This window comes from Rhodococcus sp. OK519 (assembly GCF_003051005.1).
Classification (GTDB): domain Bacteria; phylum Actinomycetota; class Actinomycetes; order Mycobacteriales; family Mycobacteriaceae; genus Prescottella.
In genome coordinates, this window is sequence record NZ_QAOW01000001.1 from 1,460,638 (window position 1) to 1,480,461 (window position 19,824).

The 19,824-nt window shown below is 68.2% G+C and carries 18 protein-coding genes; 14 read left to right on the forward strand and 4 right to left on the reverse strand.

The annotated features are described in order from the left end of the window. Nucleotides 1–55: 55 nt before the first annotated feature. Nucleotides 56–2,560 (forward strand): LuxR C-terminal-related transcriptional regulator, encoded by a 2,505-nt coding sequence (locus C8K36_RS06765; protein ID WP_258195196.1) that lies wholly within the window; start codon nt 56–58, stop codon nt 2,558–2,560. 32 nt (nt 2,561–2,592) lie between these two features. Here C8K36_RS06765 and C8K36_RS06770 read toward each other — a convergent pair whose 3' ends face one another. Further along, nucleotides 2,593–3,414, reverse strand: a complete 822-nt coding sequence (locus C8K36_RS06770) for a sigma-70 family RNA polymerase sigma factor (RefSeq protein ID WP_107983558.1) — start codon at nt 3,412–3,414, stop codon at nt 2,593–2,595. A gap of 863 nt (nt 3,415–4,277) precedes the next feature. Here C8K36_RS06770 and C8K36_RS06775 point away from each other — a divergent pair. Beyond that, the gene (locus tag C8K36_RS06775) at nt 4,278–6,395 is read left to right on the forward strand and encodes a catalase (RefSeq protein ID WP_107983559.1); all 2,118 of its coding nucleotides are present in this window, start codon (nt 4,278–4,280) and stop codon (nt 6,393–6,395) included. A 236-nt stretch (nt 6,396–6,631) separates the two neighbouring features. Here C8K36_RS06775 and C8K36_RS06780 read toward each other — a convergent pair whose 3' ends face one another. Further along, nucleotides 6,632–7,918: a glycoside hydrolase family 1 protein gene (locus C8K36_RS06780; protein WP_107983560.1), complete on the reverse strand. Its 1,287-nt coding sequence runs from the start codon at nt 7,916–7,918 to the stop codon at nt 6,632–6,634. A gap of 11 nt (nt 7,919–7,929) precedes the next feature. After that, nucleotides 7,930–9,501, reverse strand: coding sequence for a GMC oxidoreductase (locus tag C8K36_RS06785; protein WP_258195290.1), 1,572 nt, complete (start codon nt 9,499–9,501; stop codon nt 7,930–7,932). Between the two features lie 304 nt (nt 9,502–9,805). Here C8K36_RS06785 and hisD point away from each other — a divergent pair, with 304 nt between their 5' ends. The 11 genes from hisD to hisI are packed head-to-tail and all read left to right on the forward strand — an operon-like array spanning nt 9,806 to nt 17,875. After that, a complete protein-coding gene (hisD, locus tag C8K36_RS06790; protein ID WP_107983562.1) occupies nt 9,806–11,155 on the forward strand; it encodes a histidinol dehydrogenase in 1,350 nt (449 codons plus the stop codon). Then, nucleotides 11,152–12,282 (forward strand): histidinol-phosphate transaminase, encoded by a 1,131-nt coding sequence (locus tag C8K36_RS06795; RefSeq protein WP_107983563.1) that lies wholly within the window; start codon nt 11,152–11,154, stop codon nt 12,280–12,282. The genes hisD and C8K36_RS06795 overlap by 4 nt, the downstream gene beginning before the upstream one ends. A 15-nt stretch (nt 12,283–12,297) precedes the next feature. Beyond that, on the forward strand, nt 12,298–12,912 hold the full coding sequence (gene hisB / locus C8K36_RS06800; protein ID WP_107983564.1) for an imidazoleglycerol-phosphate dehydratase HisB: 615 nt from the start codon (nt 12,298–12,300) through the stop codon (nt 12,910–12,912). Between the two features lie 2 nt (nt 12,913–12,914). Continuing rightward, nucleotides 12,915–13,067, forward strand: a complete 153-nt coding sequence (locus C8K36_RS24700) for a hypothetical protein (protein WP_181319399.1) — start codon at nt 12,915–12,917, stop codon at nt 13,065–13,067. After that, nucleotides 13,067–14,218, forward strand: a complete 1,152-nt coding sequence (locus C8K36_RS06805; protein ID WP_107983565.1) for an MFS transporter — start codon at nt 13,067–13,069, stop codon at nt 14,216–14,218. The genes C8K36_RS24700 and C8K36_RS06805 overlap by 1 nt, the downstream gene beginning before the upstream one ends. Before the next feature lie 10 nt (nt 14,219–14,228). Next, complete coding sequence (gene hisH / locus C8K36_RS06810; protein WP_107983566.1) at nt 14,229–14,864, forward strand: imidazole glycerol phosphate synthase subunit HisH; 636 nt, start codon at nt 14,229–14,231, stop codon at nt 14,862–14,864. Beyond that, nucleotides 14,861–15,160, forward strand: coding sequence for a hypothetical protein (locus tag C8K36_RS06815; RefSeq protein ID WP_107983567.1), 300 nt, complete (start codon nt 14,861–14,863; stop codon nt 15,158–15,160). The genes hisH and C8K36_RS06815 overlap by 4 nt, the downstream gene beginning before the upstream one ends. Nucleotides 15,161–15,178: 18 nt before the next feature. Next, on the forward strand, nt 15,179–15,913 hold the full coding sequence (gene priA / locus C8K36_RS06820; protein WP_107983568.1) for a bifunctional 1-(5-phosphoribosyl)-5-((5-phosphoribosylamino)methylideneamino)imidazole-4-carboxamide isomerase/phosphoribosylanthranilate isomerase PriA: 735 nt from the start codon (nt 15,179–15,181) through the stop codon (nt 15,911–15,913). Nucleotides 15,914–15,927: 14 nt separating this feature from the next. Continuing rightward, a complete protein-coding gene (locus C8K36_RS06825) occupies nt 15,928–16,761 on the forward strand; it encodes an inositol monophosphatase family protein (protein WP_107983569.1) in 834 nt (277 codons plus the stop codon). Continuing rightward, entirely contained in the window at nt 16,758–17,531 is a 774-nt protein-coding gene (hisF, locus tag C8K36_RS06830) for an imidazole glycerol phosphate synthase subunit HisF (protein WP_107983570.1), read from the forward strand. The genes C8K36_RS06825 and hisF overlap by 4 nt, the downstream gene beginning before the upstream one ends. Then, nucleotides 17,528–17,875, forward strand: a complete 348-nt coding sequence (hisI, locus tag C8K36_RS06835) for a phosphoribosyl-AMP cyclohydrolase (protein WP_107983571.1) — start codon at nt 17,528–17,530, stop codon at nt 17,873–17,875. Before hisF ends, hisI begins: the two co-directional genes overlap by 4 nt. Before the next feature lie 32 nt (nt 17,876–17,907). Here hisI and C8K36_RS06840 read toward each other — a convergent pair whose 3' ends face one another. Then, nucleotides 17,908–19,104 carry a YbfB/YjiJ family MFS transporter gene (locus tag C8K36_RS06840; protein WP_107983572.1) on the reverse strand — a complete coding sequence of 399 codons (1,197 nt, stop codon included), beginning with the start codon at nt 19,102–19,104 and terminating at the stop codon, nt 17,908–17,910. A 116-nt stretch (nt 19,105–19,220) separates the two neighbouring features. On the opposite strand from C8K36_RS06840, the gene C8K36_RS06845 reads away from it, so the two are divergent. Then, nucleotides 19,221–19,802 (forward strand): TetR/AcrR family transcriptional regulator, encoded by a 582-nt coding sequence (locus tag C8K36_RS06845; protein WP_107983573.1) that lies wholly within the window; start codon nt 19,221–19,223, stop codon nt 19,800–19,802. The last annotated feature ends 22 nt before the right edge of the window (nt 19,803–19,824 follow it).

Sequence of the window (19,824 nt, forward strand, 5' to 3'; positions counted from 1 at the left end):
GGTCTCCACGGCTGACCCTGCAGCACATGGCGGAATGGAGGTGCCGCGACTGTCGGTGACGGTTCAGCCCCGTGCGGACCTCTACTCGCTCCTCGACTCGGTCGTCGCGCGTGAGGTGCCCGGCCGGGTGCTGATCTGCGCCGCCGCGGGCACCGGGAAGACCGTGCTGCTCGTCGACTGGCTCGAGCGGACCGCCCGGGATCGGACGGTGATGTGGGTGACGCTCGGGCCCGACGACAACGACGTGCGGAGGCTGGAGAGCACGCTGGACAACGTGAGGTTGGGTGTCCAGACCGCGCGACGCCCGGTCATCGTGGTGTTCGATGATGCCCACGCACTGAGTGACGACGCGGCGCTCGGCATGTTGGCCGCGTTCATGGAGTCGGCGCCCGCCCATTCGACGGTGATCCTCGCGTGCCGCAGATCCCCGCAACTGCCGCTGACGCGCTACGCGATCGAGGGCTCATTGACCTGGATCGGCTGGGAGGAGCTGGCACTCGATCTTCGGTCGGTCGCCGCGATCGTCGCCGAACACGGTGGCGTCCTCGGTGCGGCGGACCTGGACACGCTCCATGACTTGACGCAGGGTTGGGCCGTGCCGGTGCGTATCGCCGCGATCAGGCTGGCACTGTACGGCGATCCGGGCGCGGCGATCGCCGACCTGGTCCGGCATCCACAACCGATTTCCGAGTACGTCGTAGCGGAGACTCTGGGTGCACTGCCCGGCTATCTCGTGCGGTTCATCGAGGCGACCAGCATCGTCGATTCGTTCGACCCCGATCTGGCGGAGCAACTCGACGAAGCGAACGTGGACCGGGCGCTCGCGGATCGGGAGCGTCTCGGGGTACCGATACGTCGATTCGTCTCGGGTGCCAAAGAGTTGCAGTACAGCTGGCACCCACTTCTCAGGTCGCATGTCCGGGCCGCCCTGCGCGGACGGGACCCCAACCTGTCCACGCGCCTGCAGATGATCGCAGCACGGTGGTTTCAGGATTCGGGGCGACCGGTGGCAGCACTGGAGCAGATGGTCGCGGCCGCCGACGAAGACGCGATCGAGGAGTTCGTCTTTCGGCACGGCGTCACCGCGGTGTTCGACCGACGGGCCGAAGAGATGTTCGGGCTCCTGGGCACGCGCTACGGCGACCTGCCGGGCGTGCCGCAACTGCGGGCGCTGGCAGCTCTCGAACTGAACTATCCGGACGCGGCACGTGCACATCTGCGCGCCGCGGCGTCGAAGTCGACCGCGCAGAGATTCCGCGTGGTCGCCGACGCGTTCACGACGGCGCTGGAGGTCGAGTGCGTCATCCTCGGCGGCGGCGCGGTTGCCGACGGGATGTCCGCCCGCCTCGAGGCGTGCCCGGCAACTGGCAACGTCGACCTGGATTGCTATGTCCTTCTACAGGATGCGCTCGCCCGCATGTTCCGGGGAGATCTCGCCCAGAGTGAACGGATACTGCGACAGGCGCTCACGCTCGCAGACGTCGGCGCTCATCCGCGCCAAGTACTGCGCAGCCTCGCGAGGCTGGCGGTGCTGTCCGGTATCCAGGGCGAGTTCGAGACGATGAGAGTGCGAGCCGCACGTGCGCTGGACTACGCGGTCGAGCACGGCGTGTCCGATCGCATCGACGCATTCCAGTGTGCGGCAGCGATCTTGATGGACGCCCACATGCGCTTCGAGGTGCTGCCGGAGAACAGCCCTGTCCATGCCCTGGTATCCGCATTGCGGCGACACTTTCGGCCCGACGGGACGACCGCCCCGGTTTCCGGGACCCACGCATCGGTCGCGTTCGCACTCCTGCGGACACGCCGGACTGCCCGCCCGACTCCCGACGACGCGGATGCCGCCGGCCGGGCACTGATCAAGTTGTTCCGGGGCGGCCCGCAATCGGGCCTGAGCAACATCTACATCACCATCGTGGTCGCGGTCCTGTTGAATGCCGGGCGAACCAACACCGCCGCAGAGGTGATCGACCACGCAGTTCGCGTGTTCGGGGACTCGCCCGACGTGATGGTGGCGCGGGCGATGACGGCCCTCTCGGGGGGCGACACGGCCACGGCGCGCGAGTTCGTCGGTACGGTGCTGAGCTCACACCTCAGCCCGACGCTCGGGGTACGGGCCTGGCTCGTCGACGCGGTGGTCGCGTATCGCGAACGCCGGAGTGCTGACGCCTCCGCATCCCTTGCGCGGGCTCTCGAACGCGCCGAACCGAATCGCACGGTGAGCCCCTTCGTCGACCACGCCGCCGATGTGGCCGACATGTTCGCGTCGTTGCCGTCGGAAGGCCAGTACACGCACGCGTTCGTGGTGCACGTCGGGGCGAAGCTGGCCGAAGCGAACGCCGGTCGCAATCCCGGCCTCACCCGCACCGAGCGGCTGATCCTCACCCAGTTGTCCACCGGAAAGCCTCTGCGCGCCATCGCCGGTGACCTGCACGTCTCGCTGAACACCGTGCGCACACACACTCGCAATGTGTATCGCAAGCTCGAAGCGTCGAGTCGGGCCGAAGCACTCGGGAACGCCCGGCGCCGTGGGCTACTCGTCGCCCGCGACCATCCGTAGCCGTCGACGATTCGAGCCGGTTCCGAACACTCTCACGCCGCCACCGGATTGGGCCGCGTGAGCTGTATCCGAAGTTGTTCCAGGGCTTGCCGGAGCAATCGGGATACGTGCATTTGAGACAGCCCGACGCGCTCCGCTATCTCTGCCTGGGAAAGCTGACAGAAATATCTGAGCCAGAGCAACTTGCGTTGGCGCTGGTCGAGTGGCGTCATCAGACGTCGGAGTAGATGTCGCTGTTCGACCCTCGAGAGGTCCGGATCGCATTCGCCGATCGACCGGTATCGGGTGTTCGCACCGTCGGGCTCGGCGGCGTCCAGTGATTCGCACGTGTACAGCTCGCCGGCATGTTCCGCCTCGGTGGCATCTTCCAGGCTCATCCCCAAGGACTCCGCAACCTCGTCGAGCCCCACGTGTCGGCCCAATTCGGTTGTCAGCGAAGCCGTTCTGTTTCGTACGGCCAGGTGAGACTCCTGAAGTCGGCGGGGGACGTGTGTGGCCCACGTGAAATCGCGGAAGTACTTGCGGATCTCCCCGCTGACTGTGGCGACGGCGTACGGAATGAAATCCGTGCCGCGGGTGGGGTCGAAGCGGCGGGTGGCGCCGACCATAGCGAGAGCGGCCACCTGTTCGAGCTCCGCCAAGGGGACGCCTCTACTCCGGTAGCGGGCGGCGGCGCGGTATGCCATCGGTAGCGCGGAGACGCACAGCTGATCGACGAGACGATCGTGTTCGGCCTCGTCGACCTCGTCGACCTCGCCATTGCCGAGGAGCAGTCGAAGGTCGTGCACGCAGCTACGTATCTTTTCGTCGCACAGTTCCCGGGTGGCGTCGGGTGAGCCGATGGTGGTGGGCATCGCACATCCTGTTCTCTGTGGGATGTAGGAGGTCAGGCGCGAAGGGCCGTGGGTGGGGTGGGATGGGCTTCTGGGGGCGGCATCATCTTCATGGTCATCGGAAGTCCTCGGTAACCGGTCGTTCCCGAATGCTCGGAATGTGGGTAGAGGATTGATCGCTCGGCAGTACGACAAAATCTATCCCATCGGCATGAGATTTGCAGGACTCGCTTCGAGCTGTGCGGTGGGGCGCCCGGGCCGGGCCGGCCACCCGCTGGGTGTGGATTCACGGCTGCCGACGTGGAGTTGGACGCTTGTTCCCGCCTCGGATGCCTGGCAGGGCGCGGTATCCACCCTGCATGCTGGGTGTGGGCCGTAGGGCCGACTACGCGCAGCTGCACCCCGTAGATGCTGACACGACGTGATCCGTGCCGAGAAAATCTGTATCGTCAGGTATAGATTGTATGTCCGTGGGCAACCTAACCCTAGGAAGGTTCGAAGGAGTCGGGCGATGTTGGATCGCCCGGTCTCGGGAGTCGGCCGGATTCACGCGGGGTGCTCCAAGTGGAGTCCGCCGTGTGCTTCAGGTCGGTGCGCAGACGCCAAGCCGCGTTGTTTGCGTTCGACGTCGGTTGTGACGTGCCCACCTTGTTCGAAACGGAGGAACGAAGTTCGTGAGGATTTCCGAAAGTGGTGAATGCCGGTCGGTGTCCAGGCGACTCGCCGATGCCGAGATCGTCCGATATCCGGATCCGAGTCCACTCGACGGCTGGTGGGCGCGCGTGGTCGCCCAGCGGCCGCCTGGGCGGTGAAAGAGCTCCAGCCCGTATGTCCGAGTTGCGCTCGGTCGGTCATGACTCAAGATGTGAAAGGACGGGAAGCCGTTGTCTGCCAAGGAATTCGATGTCCCAGGTGCGCCGAGCGCACTCACGCCGGAGAAGGTGGAGCCCACGAGCGGCCCGGTTCCCCAGCTCGCCAAAGAAGATCAGTCGAGGCCAGAGCAACTGTCGCCCACCGGTGCGGTCGACGGTGATCGTCGTCAACAGGGCGAGGCGCTGACGACGGCGCAGGGCGCTCGGCTCACCGACACCGACCATTCTCTCAAGGCGGGGCCCCGGGGACCGGTCCTGCTGCAGGACCACCACTTCCGCGAGAAGATCACCCATTTCGATCACGAGCGTATCCCCGAGCGCGTGGTGCACGCGCGTGGTGCTGCCGCGCACGGTGTATTCCGGGCGACCGGGGCTGCGGAGAAGATCACGTCCGCGGCGTTCCTGCAAAAGGACGTCGAGACACCGGTTTTCGTGCGATTTTCCACCGTCCTCGGCTCGCGTGGGTCTGCGGACACCGTGCGCGACACCCGCGGCTTTGCGACCAAGTTCTACACAGGCGACGGAACATTCGACTTGGTGGGCAACAACATTCCGGTCTTCTTCATCCAAGACGCCATCAAGTTCCCGGACATCATTCACGCCGGCAAGCCGCATCCGGACCGGGAGATCCCTCAGGCGCAGAGCGCGCACGACACGTTCTGGGATTTCGTCACCCTCCACACCGAGGCCACCGCCCACACCTTGTGGAACATGTCCGACCGGGGAATTCCTCGGTCGTACCGAATGATGGAGGGCTTCGGTGTCCACACCTTCCGGCTGATCAATGCCGACGGCGAGACCTGTCTGGTGAAGTTCCACTGGAAGCCCCGCCTGGGTGTGCACTCCCTGGTGTGGGAGGAGGCGCAGATCGCTGCCGGCGTGGATCCGGATTTTCATCGTCGGGATCTCGCCGATGCCATCGAGAGCGGCGCCTACCCCGAGTGGACCTTGGGGGTGCAGGTATTCCCGGACACTCCCGAGCAGGAGTTCGAGGGCATCGACCTGCTCGACCCGACGAAGTTCGTCCCGGAGGAACTGGCACCGGTGCAACCGATCGGTGTCATGACCTTGACCGCGAACCCCACGAACTTCTTCGCCGAGACCGAGCAGGTGGCGTTCCATCCGGGTCATCTGGTGCCGGGCATCGACGTCACCGACGACCCGCTGCTCCAGGGTCGGCTCTTCTCCTATCTGGATACGCAGCTCAGCCGGCTCGGCGGACCCAACTTCGGGCAGCTGCCGATCAACCGCCCACACGCACCGGTCAACGACATGCTGCGCGAAGGGATGCACCAGACCGGCGTGCACGACGGTGTGGCCCCCTACAAGCCGAACAGCCTCGACGGCGGCTGCCCCTTCACTGCGGCGCCCGGAACAGGGTTCGTCGACGTGCCGGTCCCGATCGAGTCGACCACCAAGCAGCGGACGCAGCCGCGTTCGTTCGACGACCACTTCAGCCAGGCGCGGCTCTTCTATAAGAGTTTGTCCGAGGTGGAGCAGCGGCATGTGGCCGAGGCGTACTCGTTCGAACTCGGCAAGTGCTACGAACAGCCGATCAAGGAGCGCGCACTCGAGGTGCTCGCGCGGATCGACAGCACTCTGTGCGAGCGGGTCGCCGGATCGTTGGGCCTTCCGGTTCCCGACGTCGGCGACGACACCGCGGACCTCGAGCCCATGGAGCCGAGCCCGGCGCTGTCGCAGCTGGGCCAGGAATGGCCGGTCGAGGGGCGCAACGTGGCGGTCGTGGTGGACGAGGGAACCGACATGGATGCACTCGACTCCGTCCTCGCGACCCTTTCCGGCGGGGGAATCGTCCCGTTGGTCACGGCCCCACACGGGGGGAAGCTCACGCTCGGCGACCGTGCGGTCACGGTGTCCCGTACCTATGACACCGCCCGTTCCATCGAGTTCGACGCGATCGTGGTCCTGACCGCCGAGGTCGATCAACGGGTGGTGCGACTCCTCGACGAAGCCTTCCGGCACGGCAAGGCCATCGGTGCGGATCCGGCTGGCGCCGAAAGCCTGTCGAACGATCGCGAGACGGCAGGCGTGCACGTGGGTGACGATCTGCAGCGGGTGGCCGACGGGATCGTGGAGCAACTGCGGTCCCACCGGGTCTGGCAGCGATAGAGGCTTTGATCGGACGGGTTCTCGACGCGATTCGAGCCTGACTCGGTTAAGTACGGCACGCCCGAATCTTCCATCCACGAGGTGCGCTGTTCGAGGGAACAGCGCACCTCGTGAGCTCCGTGCGACGGTCGGCGTCGAACAGAGGACATCGGCACGGCTCGCCCGTCGAACTCCGGGCAACTCCGAACCGGGCCGAGCGTTGCCGGCGGCCGCGGGCGTCTGACCTCCGGAGCGGGCTACGAGCCCGACGAGCCCCCTCCGAGACAACTGCGCGGCGGATCGACCAGCGAGCAGAAGGCTGCGGGCCTCACAGGTCGGTAGTCCGCGGCTACGCCGCCCGCCGCGATGAGGTCGCGGTATGCCGCGACCGCGTCGGTGGGCCGACGGGTGAGCGTCGGATCGGTGAGGGCGTCGACCGTGTACAGGCCGAATCGCGGTCGGTACGAACCCCACTCGTAGTTGTCGGTGATGGACCAGTAGTTGTAGCCCATCACCTCGGCGCCGTCGTCGCGGGCGCGGTCGATCCAATAGACGTGATCGCGTAGGTGATCAGACCGGGTGTAGCCGTCGGGGCGGGGCTGTCCGTTGTCGGTCGGCATTCCGTTTTCGACAACGTACAGCGGCATGTTCGGCAGCTTGCGGTGGTACGCCATGAGCGCGTGGTAAATCCCGTCGGGCTGCGGGTCGACGTCGTAGAACCGGTCGGTGGCCGCCGCGATCGCCGAGACGTTGTCGAGCGAGACGCCGTAGTAGTAGTCGATCCCGAGGAAGTCGAGTTTGTCGGTGACACGGTCGACGAACAGGGTGTCGAGCATCCCGAACACCGCTGGGATGAATGCCAGGTTGCTGCCGACCCGGGCGCCGGGGTCGAGTTGGTGGATCCGGTCGTAGATCGCGCGGTGCGCTCGCGTCATCCCGTCGAACATCTTGTGGACCTCGAGCAGCGAGATTCCGCCGAAGGTCAGTTCACGTTGCGCGTAGGTGGTCGGCTCGTTGAACGTGATCCAGATCGCGCCGGCGTCCTTGTAGCGATCGACGACCTTTTCGGCGTTGACCAGCCAGTCGTCGGCGGTGCGCGGATCGGCCCATCCGCCACGGTCGGCGATCCAGCCCGGATACACCCAGTGATCGAGCGTGATCATCGGTGTCATCCCGTGACTCCGGATCCGCTCGACGACGTCGTCGTAATACGCGAACTCGGCCTCGTTCCAGACTCCGGGACTCGGCTGCACCCGCGCCCACTCGATACCGAACCGGAACACGTCCACCCCGAGCGCGGCGGCGTTGTCGATGTCCTCGGCGTAGCGGTGCCGGAAGTCGACCGCGTCGCCCACCGTGTCGTGGGTCCTCCCGGACGCCGAGTAGCGCGCCCAGTTGCTGTCCGGCGACGACCCCTCGGACTGGAAGCCGGACGTCGCGACACCCCACAGGAAGTCGTCGCCCAAGGGTGACGCCTGCGCACTCGGCGCGGCGAGCAGAGTGGCAGCGAGGGCGACGATCGCGGCGCCGAGAACGGTTCTCACAGTTGCTCCTTTTAGAAGGCGGTGCCGACGTCGCTGGCGACGAGCGCGTCCATGCTGTACTCGGCGAGCGCGGCGATCGTCATCGACGGGTTGCACGCCCCCGTCGAACCCGGGATGCGTGCGCCGTCGAGGACGTACAGGCCGCGCTGGCCGTGGACGCGTCCGGCGTCGTCGCAGACGGACTCGAACGGCGCACCGCCGAGTGGATGGAACGTGTTGGTGTCGAACGCGTTCACGTCGATTGCGGACACCCCGAATCCGGCGCCGACAATCTGCTCGATCCGCGCTCGGATCGCGTCGGTGAGACCGCGGTCGTATGCCTGGTTCCAGGTGAGCACCGCGTCGTCGCGGCCCGCGTCGTAGTGCCACACGCCCAGGCCCTCGACGGCGCCGTAACCGATCACCGACGTCGTGTGCAGGTCCAGCGGGAACGGCACCGGCCCGAGCACGATTGTCAGGGCCCCGGCCGGGTTGTCCCAGTCCTTGACGCCGACGCACGCCGGCCCGCCCTGCCACGCGCCGGGACTGTCGGTGGCGCGGGTGACCATGAAGATGCGGTCGCCGTTGTTGCCCCAGCCCGTGCCGACCGCGTCCGGCAGGTTCGGGACCAGGTTCTTCGCCCGCGCCTTCACCAATAGCCGCGTTGTGCCGGGGGAGCCTGCGCCGAGGAACAGTGCGTCGGAGACGATGCGCTTGCGTTCGAGCACAGTCCCGTCCCGCCCGATCCGGTCGCAGTGCACGATCCACGTTCCGTCGCGTCCACGCTCGATGTCGTTGACGCGGTGCAGCGGCGCCACCTCCACCTTGCCGGTGGCCTCGGCCTCCGCGAGATAGGTGACGTCGACCGAGAACTTGCCGCCGTTGTTGACTCCGTAGATCACGTCGCCGGTGGTGTACGACGGGCGCATCTCCCCGCGCAGTTCACGTCGGGCGAAGTCCCAGTCGATGGGCATAGGCACCCGGAACGTGTGCAGGCCCTGGGCGTCGGCCATCTCGACGAACCGGCGCGACGAGCTGTACTGGGGTGAGTTCAGGAGGTCGTCCGGGATGGTCGCGATCCGCAGCATGCGGGCGACACGCGGGTAGTACTCCGACTCCATCCGTTCGTAGTCGATGCGCAGGGAGACGCACTTCGAGAAGTTGTCGCCGCTCGGCTGCATGGTCATGCCGTGGTAGACCAGCGAACCGCCCCCGACGCCGGCGCCGCACAGGATGTCCATGCCGTTCCCGGGAATGCGCTCCATCAGTCCCGTGAACGGTGGGAAGACGGCCGGCGGCGCGCCCGTCATCACAGGGTGCGGCTGCAGCCATGCCGACCGTTGATCGGGGGAGAGCATTCGCGGAAACGTCTCGGCGTTCGGTCCGGTAGGCCACCGGATGCCGCGCTCGAGGACGAGGGTGTCCACCCCGGCTCGACCGAGGTGCATCGCTGCGATCGCGCCACCGAATCCGCTGCCGATCACGACGGCGCGTCGGCGCTGCTCGGTGACCTCCGAGCGCAGGACGCCGGTGGCCCCCGCGGTGCCACCAGTCATCACGGCGGCGGTGCCGGCAGTCATCACGGCGGCGGTGCCGGCAGTCATTGCGGCGGCGGTGCCACCCAGAAAGGTGCGCCTGGTCACATGCGGAACGATCGCGCTCGGATCGGGGATCACGGCAGCTCCCTGCGTTGCGGTGTCGGATGCTGGGGGACGACGAGCTCTCGCAGATGGGGACTCTAGGGTGGACACGTGTCCAGTGGGGTGTCTTTCGGGCAATTCGCTGTTCAGGGGCACCGCTCGCCGCTGCGCCGAGGCCACTCGACGCGCGCGCGGGGCCGGAGCGTAAGTAACTTGCACCCATCGCGGATAATCGGTGTGAACCCCTGTTCGCCAGAGAGGACCTCTCATGCTTGCCCGCACCGACCTTCGCGGTCGTACCCCTTCCACCGCTGAGCTCCGGGGCGCGCTGCCCCGTGGCGGAGTGGACGTGGACGCGGTGCTGCATCAGGTCCGTCCCGTCGTCGAGGACATTCGCGATCGCGGCGCCGAGGCGGCGCTCGGGTACGGCGAGAAGTTCGACGGCGTCCGGCCCGCGACGGTCCGTGTGCCGCAGGCCGAGCTGGACCGCGCTCTCGTCGAACTCGACCCCGCCGTCCGCGCCGCCCTCGAGGTCGCGATCGAGCGGACCCGCAAGGTCCATGCCGACCAGCGCCGCACCGACACGGTCACCGAGGTGGTCCCCGGCGGCACCGTCACCGAGCGCTGGGTGCCGGTCGACCGCGTCGGGCTGTACGTGCCCGGCGGGAACGCCGTCTACCCGTCGTCGGTCGTGATGAACGTCGTCCCGGCGCAGGCTGCGGGCGTCGAGTCGCTCGTCGTTGCATCGCCGCCGCAGGCCGCGTTCGGGGGGCTGCCGCACCCGACGATCCTCGCCGCGGCCGCGCTGCTCGGCGTCGAGGAGGTGTGGGCCGTGGGAGGTGCCCAGGCCGTCGCGCTTCTCACCTACGGTGGCACCGACACCGACGGTGCGGAATTGGCACCCGTCGACCTGATCACGGGCCCCGGCAACATCTTCGTCACCGCAGCCAAGCGCCTGTGCCGCGGACTCGTCGGGATCGACGCCGAGGCCGGGCCGACGGAGATCGCGATCCTCGCCGATCACACCGCCGACCCCGTGCACGTGGCCGCCGACATGATCAGCCAGGCCGAGCACGACGTTCTGGCCGCGAGCGTGCTCGTCACCACGTCGACCGAGCTGGCCGACGCCGTCGACAAGGCGCTGGCCGCGCAGCTCGAGCTCACCAAGCACCGCGAGCGGGTCGAGACGGCGCTGAGTGGCAGCCAGTCCGGCACCGTCCTCGTCGACGACATCGAGTCGGGGTTGCGGGTCGTCAACGCGTACGCGGCCGAGCACCTCGAGATCCAGACCGAGAATGCGTCCGCCGTCGCCGCCCAGGTGCGTTCCGCCGGAGCCATTTTCGTCGGCCCGTGGGCGCCGGTGAGCCTCGGTGACTACTGCGCCGGCTCCAATCACGTGCTGCCCACCGCGGGCTGCGCGCGGCACTCGTCGGGCCTGAGCGTGCAGACGTTCCTGCGCGGCATTCACGTGGTCGACTACTCCGAGTCCGCTCTCGAGGAGGTCTCGGGCCACGTCATCGCACTCGCCAACGCTGAGGATCTGCCGGCGCACGGCGAGGCCGTGCGGCTGCGCTTCGAGCGTCTGACGGGCGGCGCCGCCATCGAGGCTCTGAAGTGAGCGCCGGGGTGATCCCCGGATCGGCGGTCGGCATCGACGATCTGCCTATCCGGGACAACCTGCGTGGTCAGTCTCCTTACGGCGCACCGCAGTTGACGGTGCCGGTGCAACTCAACACCAACGAGAATCCGCACCCGCCGTCGAAGGCGCTCGTCGATGACGTCGCCGAGGCCGTGCGCGCTGCCGCCGCGGACCTGCACCGCTACCCGGACCGGGACGCGGTCGCGCTGCGCACCGACCTGGCCGAGTACATGACGAGGCAGACCGGCGTCCCGCTCGATGTCTCCAATCTGTGGGCGGCCAACGGATCCAACGAGGTGCTGCAGCAGTTGCTGCAGGCGTTCGGCGGCCCCGGCCGCAGCGCGGTGGGCTTCGTGCCGTCGTACTCGATGCACCCGCTGCTGGTGACCGGCACGCAGACCGAGTGGATTCCGGCGCCGCGGCGCGAGGATTTCTCGCTCGACGTCGACACCGCGGTCCGGGTGATCGAGGAGCGTCGCCCTGACGTCGTGTTCGTCACCAGCCCCAACAATCCGACCGGACACAGCATCGCTCTCGAGGACCTGAAGCCGATCCTCGCGGCGGCGCCGGGCATCGTCGTCGTCGACGAGGCCTACGCCGAATTCTCGTCGGTGCCGAGCGCTGTGAGCCTGATCGACGAGTTCCCCACCAAGCTGGTGGTGAGCCGGACGATGAGCAAGGCGTTCGCCTTCGCCGGTGGCCGGCTCGGCTACCTGGTCGCGGCGCCCGCGTTCATCGACGCAATGCTGTTGGTGCGCTTGCCGTATCACCTGTCGGTGGTCACGCAGGCGGCCGCCCGCGCTGCGCTTCGGCACGCCGACGAGACGCTGGGCAGTGTCGCCGAACTGGCGTCGGAACGTGATCGGGTGAGCGCCGAGCTGACCGGGATGGGCTACACCGTCGTTCCCAGCGATGCCAACTTCATTCTGTTCGGGCTCTTCGAGGATGCCGCCCGCACGTGGCAGCACTATCTCGACGAGGGCGTGCTGATCCGCGACGTCGGCATCGCCGGGCACCTGCGTGCCACCATCGGCCTCGTTGCAGAAAATGACGAACTGCTGCGCGTCAGCAGGAAACTTGCCTCCACCGAATTGAAGGGCTTGTGATGACGAAGGACTGTGATGACTGATCGGATCGCGCGGGTGGAGCGGACCACCAGGGAGTCGAGCATCGTCGTCGAGCTCAACCTCGACGGAACGGGCAACGTGTCGGTATCGACAGGAATCCCCTTCTTCGATCACATGCTCACCGCCCTCGGCACGCACGCCAGCTTCGACCTGACGGTCGAAGCGAAGGGCGACGTCGAGATCGACGCACACCACACCGTCGAGGACACTGCGATCGTGCTCGGGCAGGCCCTCGGGCAGGCGCTCGGCGACAAGCGCGGTATCCGACGCTTCGGTGACGCCTTCATCCCGATGGACGAGACCCTGGCGCATGCGTCGGTCGACGTCTCCGGGCGTCCGTACTGCGTGCACACCGGCGAGCCGGAACACATGCTGCACAGCGTGATCGGCGGCTACCCGGGCGTGCCGTACTCGACCGTCATCAACCGACACGTCTTCGAGTCGATCGCGCTCAATGCGCGGATCGCGTTGCACGTGCGCGTGTTGTACGGCCGCGACCAGCACCACATCACCGAGGCCGAGTTCAAGGCCGTCGCCCGCGCTCTGCGAGAGGCCGTCGAACCGGATCCGCGCGTGTCGGGTGTCCCGTCGACCAAGGGTGCGCTGTAGGTATGGATACCGTCTTCACCTACATCCTGTTCCTCGGTGCGGGCTTCGCCATCGGTGGCGTGTACGCGCTGTGGAAAGTCAACAAGCTGGCGTCCGGCGTGCTGTTGGCCCTCGCCGCCCTCGCCGCCGCGGCAGGAACTCTCCGGCTGATCTGATGCGTGAACTCCTGCGAACACGCGGGATCCTGGTCGCTCTCCTGATGGGTGCCACCACGTTCGGCGGGTGGTCGTTGCTGCTGCCGGTGGTGCCGCTGGCCATCGCGGACGGCGGTGGTTCGGATTTGGCGGCGGGGGCGTCGACGGCGGTCTTCATGGCGACCACCGTGGCGACCCAGTTGGGTGTGCCCGCGATGCTTCGCCGTCACGGGTACCGTGCGGTACTGGCCGTCGGCTGTGTGTTGCTGGGTCCGCCGTCACTCGCGTTCCTGTGGAGCACGGCAACCGGTCCCGCTCTGGCGATTTCCGCGGTCCGTGGCGTCGGCTTCGGTCTGGTCACCGTCGCCGGTATCGGGTTGCTGGCCGAGTTGGCTCCGCGGAATCTGCTCGGCCGGGTCACCGGTGCCAACGGGGTGGCGATCGCGTCGGCGCAGATGTTGGTTCTGCCGCTCGGGCTCGCGCTGTACAAGTCGGATCACGCCCCGGTCGTGTTCGTGCTCGGTGCGCTGATTCCGACGCTGTCGCTCGTGTCGATCTCACGGTTGCCGGTGGTGCGGAATCCCGGACTCCCGGCGGGCCGCAAGGGCCTACCGCTGAGCGTGCTGTTGATCCCGTGCGTGTCGATGCTGGTCGCATCCGCGGCGTACGGCGGCATGTCGTCGTTGCTGCCGATCGCCACCGAGAGCCGGGCCACCATAGCGGGATTCGCGCTGTCGGCATCCGCCGGCGCGATGCTCGTCGGGCGCTACGGCGCCGGTGTCGTCGCCGACCGTATCGGTGCCGGGCGGACGCTGGTTCCGGCGCTCGTCCTCGCCGCGGTGGGAATGGGCCTCATCGCGCTGTCGGTCGCGGGTACCGGCGGCGATGCGGCGCTCGTGGTCGGCGCCATGGCGTTCGGCGCCGGCTTCGGCGCTGTCCAGAACGAGGCGCTGCTGACGCTGCTGGCATCGGCGGGGCCGGATCGGGTGGGTGCGGCGAGTGCCGCCTGGAACATTGCCTACGACGGCGGCACAGGTATCGGAGCAATCGCGCTCGGCGCGGTCGCGGGTGCGGCCGGCTACCCTGCGGTCTTCGCGCTGTCGGCCATCGCGGCGCTGATCGTCGCGCCGGCTGCCCTGGCGGTGCGTGGGGCGGGATTCGCACCCCGATAGAGTTTTCCTCATGACCGCACGCAAGGTTGCTCTCCTCGATTACGGCTCCGGAAATCTCCACTCGGCGCAGCGCGCCCTCGCCCGCACCGGTGCGCAGATCGAGGTGACCTCCGATCCTCAGGTCGCGCTCGCCGCCGACGGCTTGGTCGTGCCCGGCGTCGGCGCGTACGCGGCCTGCATGGAGGGACTGCTCTCGGTCCGGGGTGAGCGGATCATCGGTCAGCGCCTCGCCGGCGGACGCCCGGTCCTGGGCATCTGCGTCGGCATGCAGATCCTGTTCGAGCGCGGCGTGGAGTTCGGCGTCGAGGCCGAGGGGTGCGGCGAGTGGCCGGGCACGGTGGAACGCCTCGAGGCCGACATCCTGCCGCACATGGGTTGGAACACGGTCGACGCTCCGGAGGACAGCGTTCTGTTCGCCGGTATGGACCAGGAGACCCGCTTCTACTTCGTCCACTCGTACGGCGTGCGCACGTGGGAACTCCCGCCGTCGGACATCATCGCTCCGCCCAAGCTGACGTGGGCCGAACACGGTGACCGGTTCCTCGCGGCCGTCGAGAACGGCGCGCTCTCCGCCACCCAGTTCCACCCGGAGAAGTCCGGCGACGCCGGTGCTCAGCTGCTGGAGAACTGGGTTCGCAGTCTGTGACCCGAGACCCCGACGACCGAGACCCCGACGACCGAGCGGGCGGTGATCTGTCCATCGCCCGGCTCGCGCTCGCGACGATGGGGACCGCGGCCACCGTCCTGGTGGTGGTTGCGCTCCTCATCGTGCTCGTCGAGCCGGGGCCCATCGTCGGGCTCGTGATCGCCCTCGTCGGGGTCGTCGTGGCCATCGCGGGGATGGGTGTCGTGTCGAAACGCATGACCAACCGCGCGTACGGCGACCAGCGGCGACGGCCCGACGAGCCGGGCGACGACCCGAAACCCGGACGTGCGCGGTGACCCACTAGGATCGGCGCAGTGAGCCTCGTCCTTTTGCCTGCTGTAGATGTCGCCAACGGTGAAGCTGTTCGCCTCGTTCAGGGAGAGGCGGGGAGCGAGACCAATTACGGTGCGCCCCGCGATGCTGCCCTCGCGTGGCAGAACGACGGTGCCGAGTGGGTGCATCTGGTCGATCTCGACGCCGCGTTCGGCCGCGGATCCAACCGTGAACTGCTGGCCGCCGTCGTCGGCGAACTCGATGTGAAGGTCGAGCTGTCCGGTGGTATCCGGGACGACGCCTCCCTCGAGGCCGCCCTCGCCACCGGTTGCGCCCGCGTCAACCTCGGCACCGCCGCTGTCGAGAACCCGGACTGGTGCGCCCGCGCCATCGCCAAGCACGGCGAGCGCATTGCCGTCGGTCTCGACGTCAAGCTGATCGACGGCGACTACCGCCTGCGCGGCCGTGGCTGGGTGTCCGACGGCGGTGACCTGTGGGAGGTCCTCGAGCGCCTCAATCGCGACGGCTGCTCGCGCTACGTCGTCACCGACGTCAGCAAGGACGGCACCCTCACGGGCCCGAACCTCGAACTGCTCAGCGCGGTCTGCGCCGCCACCGACGCGCCGGTCGTCGCTTCCGGTGGCGTCTCGACCATCGCCGACCTCGAGGCTATCGCCGGTCTCGTGGGTGAAGGCGTCGAAGGCTCGATCGTCGGAAAGGCGCTCTACGCCGGACGATTCACGCTTCCCGAGGCGCTGGCCGCGGTCTCGCGCTAGAAACGATCACCCAGATGAGCCTGCCCCGGACGCCGCTCGAACTGCTCGCGATCGCGAGTGAGGTTCTCGACGGCGTCCGGGACCGGTTCGTCGCGGGACTGGGCGCGCCCAGCGCTGTCCGCAAGGGTCCCAAGGACTTCGCGACGGCCGTCGACCTCGAGCTCGAGAAGATCGTGTCGGCCGAACTCGAACGCCGCACGGGCATCGAGGTCCACGGCGAGGAGTTCGGTGGGCCCGAACTCGCCGACGGTGACGTGTGGATCCTCGACCCGATCGACGGAACGTTCAACTATTCGGCCGGCCTGCCCACTGCGGGCATGCTGCTTGCGCTGCTACGCGACGGTGTCCCCGTGCTGGGGCTGACGTGGCTGCCGCTGACCGGTGAACGGTTCTCCGCGGCAGAGGGCGGTCCGCTTCTCCGCAACGGTGTCGCGATGCCGAGGCTCGAGGCGAGTTCGTTGTCCGCCGCGATGATCGGTTTCGGCGCGTTCAACATCGACAGCCACGGCCGCATCCCCGGTGCGTACCGCTTCGAATTGCTCGGCCAACTCAGCCGGGTGTCGTCCCGGATCCGCATGCACGGGTCCACGGGCGCCGACCTCGCCTACACCGCTGCCGGAATCCTCGGCGGCGCGGTGGTGTTCGGTCACCATGTGTGGGACAACGCGGCCGGTGTCGCACTCGTGCGCGCGGCCGGAGGCGTCGTCACGGATCTGCGCGGCGACGACTGGCACGTCGGCTCGCGTTCGGTCCTCGCCGCCGCGCCCGGCGTGCACGACGAACTGCTCGACATTCTCCACTCTCTGGGCGACCCGGAGAGCCGGCCTGAAGGAGGGCCACCACAATGACTTTGGCTGTTCGAGTGATCCCGTGCCTCGATGTCGACGCGGGTCGCGTCGTCAAGGGTGTCAACTTCGAGAATCTGCGCGACGCAGGCGATCCCGTCGAACTCGCGGCGACGTACGACGCCCAGGGCGCCGACGAGCTGACCTTCCTGGACGTCACCGCGTCGAGCGGCGACCGCGGCACGATGCTCGACGTCGTCACCCGCACCGCCGAGCAGGTCTTCATCCCGCTGACAGTCGGCGGCGGCGTGCGCACGGTCGAGGACGTCGACCGCCTGCTGCGGGCCGGTGCCGACAAGGTGAGCGTCAACACCGCCGCGATCGCCCGTCCCGAGGTGCTGCGCGAGATGTCGGAGCGGTTCGGTTCGCAGTGCATCGTGCTGTCGGTCGACGCGCGCACCGTCCCCGCGGGCCAGGGGCCGACGCCGTCGGGCTGGGAGGTCACCACGCACGGTGGCAAGCGGGGCACCGGCATCGACGCCGTCGAGTGGGCCATCCGCGGCGCCGAACTGGGCGTGGGGGAGATCCTGCTCAACTCGATGGACGCCGACGGCACCAAGGCCGGCTTCGACCTGGAGATGATCCGTGCCGTCCGCGCCGCGGTGCACGTGCCGGTCATCGCCAGCGGCGGCGCGGGCGCCGTCGAACACTTCGCGCCCGCCGTCGAGGCCGGCGCCGATGCCGTCCTGGCGGCCAGCGTCTTCCACTTCGGGGACATGACGATCGGGGACGTCAAGGCGTCCATGCGTGCAGAAGGGATCACCGTCCGATGAGCCTCGATCCGACGATCGCCGCCCGCCTCAAGCGCAACGAGGCCGGCCTGTTCAGCGCCGTCGCCCAGGAGAAGTCCACGGGCGACGTCCTCATGGTCGCGTGGATGGACGACGAGGCCCTCGCGCGGACCCTCGAGACCCGCAAGGGCACCTACTACTCGCGTTCGCGCCAGCAGTACTGGGTCAAGGGCGAGACCTCCGGCCACACCCAGTACGTGCACGAGGTCCGCCTCGACTGCGACGGCGACTCCGTGTTGCTGATCGTCGATCAGGAAGGCGCCGCCTGTCACACCGGCGCTCACACCTGCTTCGACGCCGACGTGCTGCTCGCCGCCGAAAGCTGACACCGGACACCGACGGCACCGCGGCGCGTCGATCACGCTGTCGGGAGTCGTGCGGGTGGAAGCATCGCACTGCCGGCGAGTGCCAGCGCCGCGGAAATCCAGAACGCAGTGGTGAGGCTCGTCCGATCCGCCACGAGTCCGAGTAGGGGTGCGGCGGCGGATTGTCCGACTGCGATGAGCAGGAAGGTGATCCCGACGCCGATGGCAGCCCGGGTCGGGTAGATGCGGGTGCTCCAGATCAGGAGGATTCCGGTGAGGGCGATATAGACGGCCCCGAAGGCAGCCGAACCGCCCACCGCGACGGCGGCCTGCTGGGGTGCCGCGGCCAGCGCCGCGGTCGCTCCGCACATCGCCGACATCGAGATCGTCCACGCACGACGAAGCCCCACTCGCCGTGTCAGTTCCGCGGCCGCCGCACCCGACAGACCGCACGCGCCCAGGATGATCCAGGCGGTCGTCGAGAGTGCCTGGCTGTGTCCGCCGACCGTGTCGAGGAGTTCCTGGCCGAATGTCCACGTAGCCGAGCTGGCTGCCCCGACGACGGCCGCCGCGCCGAACAATCGGAGGGCGCCCGGAGGTAGCGATCGGCCGCGCTCGGTGTGGGTGGCAGTGGGCCGGTCTTCGGATGTGTCCGGGACCCGAAACCGGACCCACACCGTCACGGCCGCGGAGAGGACTGCGAACACGAGCCACGCTGCGCGCCACTGGTCGTGTGCAAGCAGAGCGACCGGGCCGGAGACCATCACGCCCAGCCCGGTGCCGGCGTTGACGATCGTCTGGACGCGGTCCCGTCGGACCTGTGTGACCCGGAGCGCGATCGCGTGCGCCAGTGGAGGCGAGGCCAATCCCGTGCTGGAGCCGGCGATCGTCACTCCCAGTGCCAGCACCGCGCCCGTGGGTGCGAGCGCGATGAGCGCCGTTCCGGCTGTCGCCAGAGACCCCGCGGCGACGGCCACCGCGCGAGCGCCGAGGCGCGGGGTCGCGACGGTCGCGGCGACGGTGCCCACGCAGTACGCGGCATAACCGGCCGAGGCGATCAGCCCGGCCCGAGAAGCGTCCAGGGCGAAGGTGTCGCGGAAGGCGGGCACGAACAGCCCGTACGCGAAGCGAGCCAACCCGTAGCAGACCGCGATCAACGACATCCCGGCGCCGGCCAACCCCAACGTCCGGGTCGCGGACGACGTGGTGAGCGGCACCCCCACCGGGCGGGCCTGATCGGTGTCGGACATTCCGGGACTCCCTTCGATTCTCTGCGCGAGCCGTCACCGGGCTGGGTATACCGATCGGTGAAGGTAGTGTCCACACGCTAGGTACACTGGTCTGTGAAGTCAAGGAGGGTGGTGGCGTGGTGGCAGCCGAGGTGGAGCTTACCGATGGGGCGCGAAGGATTCTCGACGCCGCGTCGGAGTTGTTTTACCGCAGCGGTATTCACGCTGTGGGCGTCGACGCGATCGCGGCGGAGTCCGGGGTCACCAAACGCACGCTGTACAACCGGTTCGGCTCGAAAGACGCGCTGGTGGTCGCCTACCTGGAGGAGCGGCACCGGCAATGGTGGGCGCGGTTCGAGGAACGGCTCGGGACGGCCGAACACCCCCGTGCCCTGGCCCTGTTCGACTCCTATCTCGGGGACGTCGACGACGGCGATCGTGGCTGCGCGTTCATCAACGCGGCCGGTGAACTGCCCTTCTCGCACCCCGGATACGGGGTGATCCGTGACCACAAGGCGCGGGTGTACGAACGGCTGATCGAACTGGTCGCCGAGGACGAGCTGGTTGACGACCCGCAGGCGGTGGCGGAGCACGTGTACCTACTCCTGGAGGGCGCCGCCGCCCACCGCGGCATCGACGGTTCCGACCAGCGCCTCGTACGCGCTCGGGAACTCGCCCGGCAGTTCCTCGCGCGGGCGAGACGACCGGCCGAGTGCTAGCTGCAACGCTGGATCATGCACG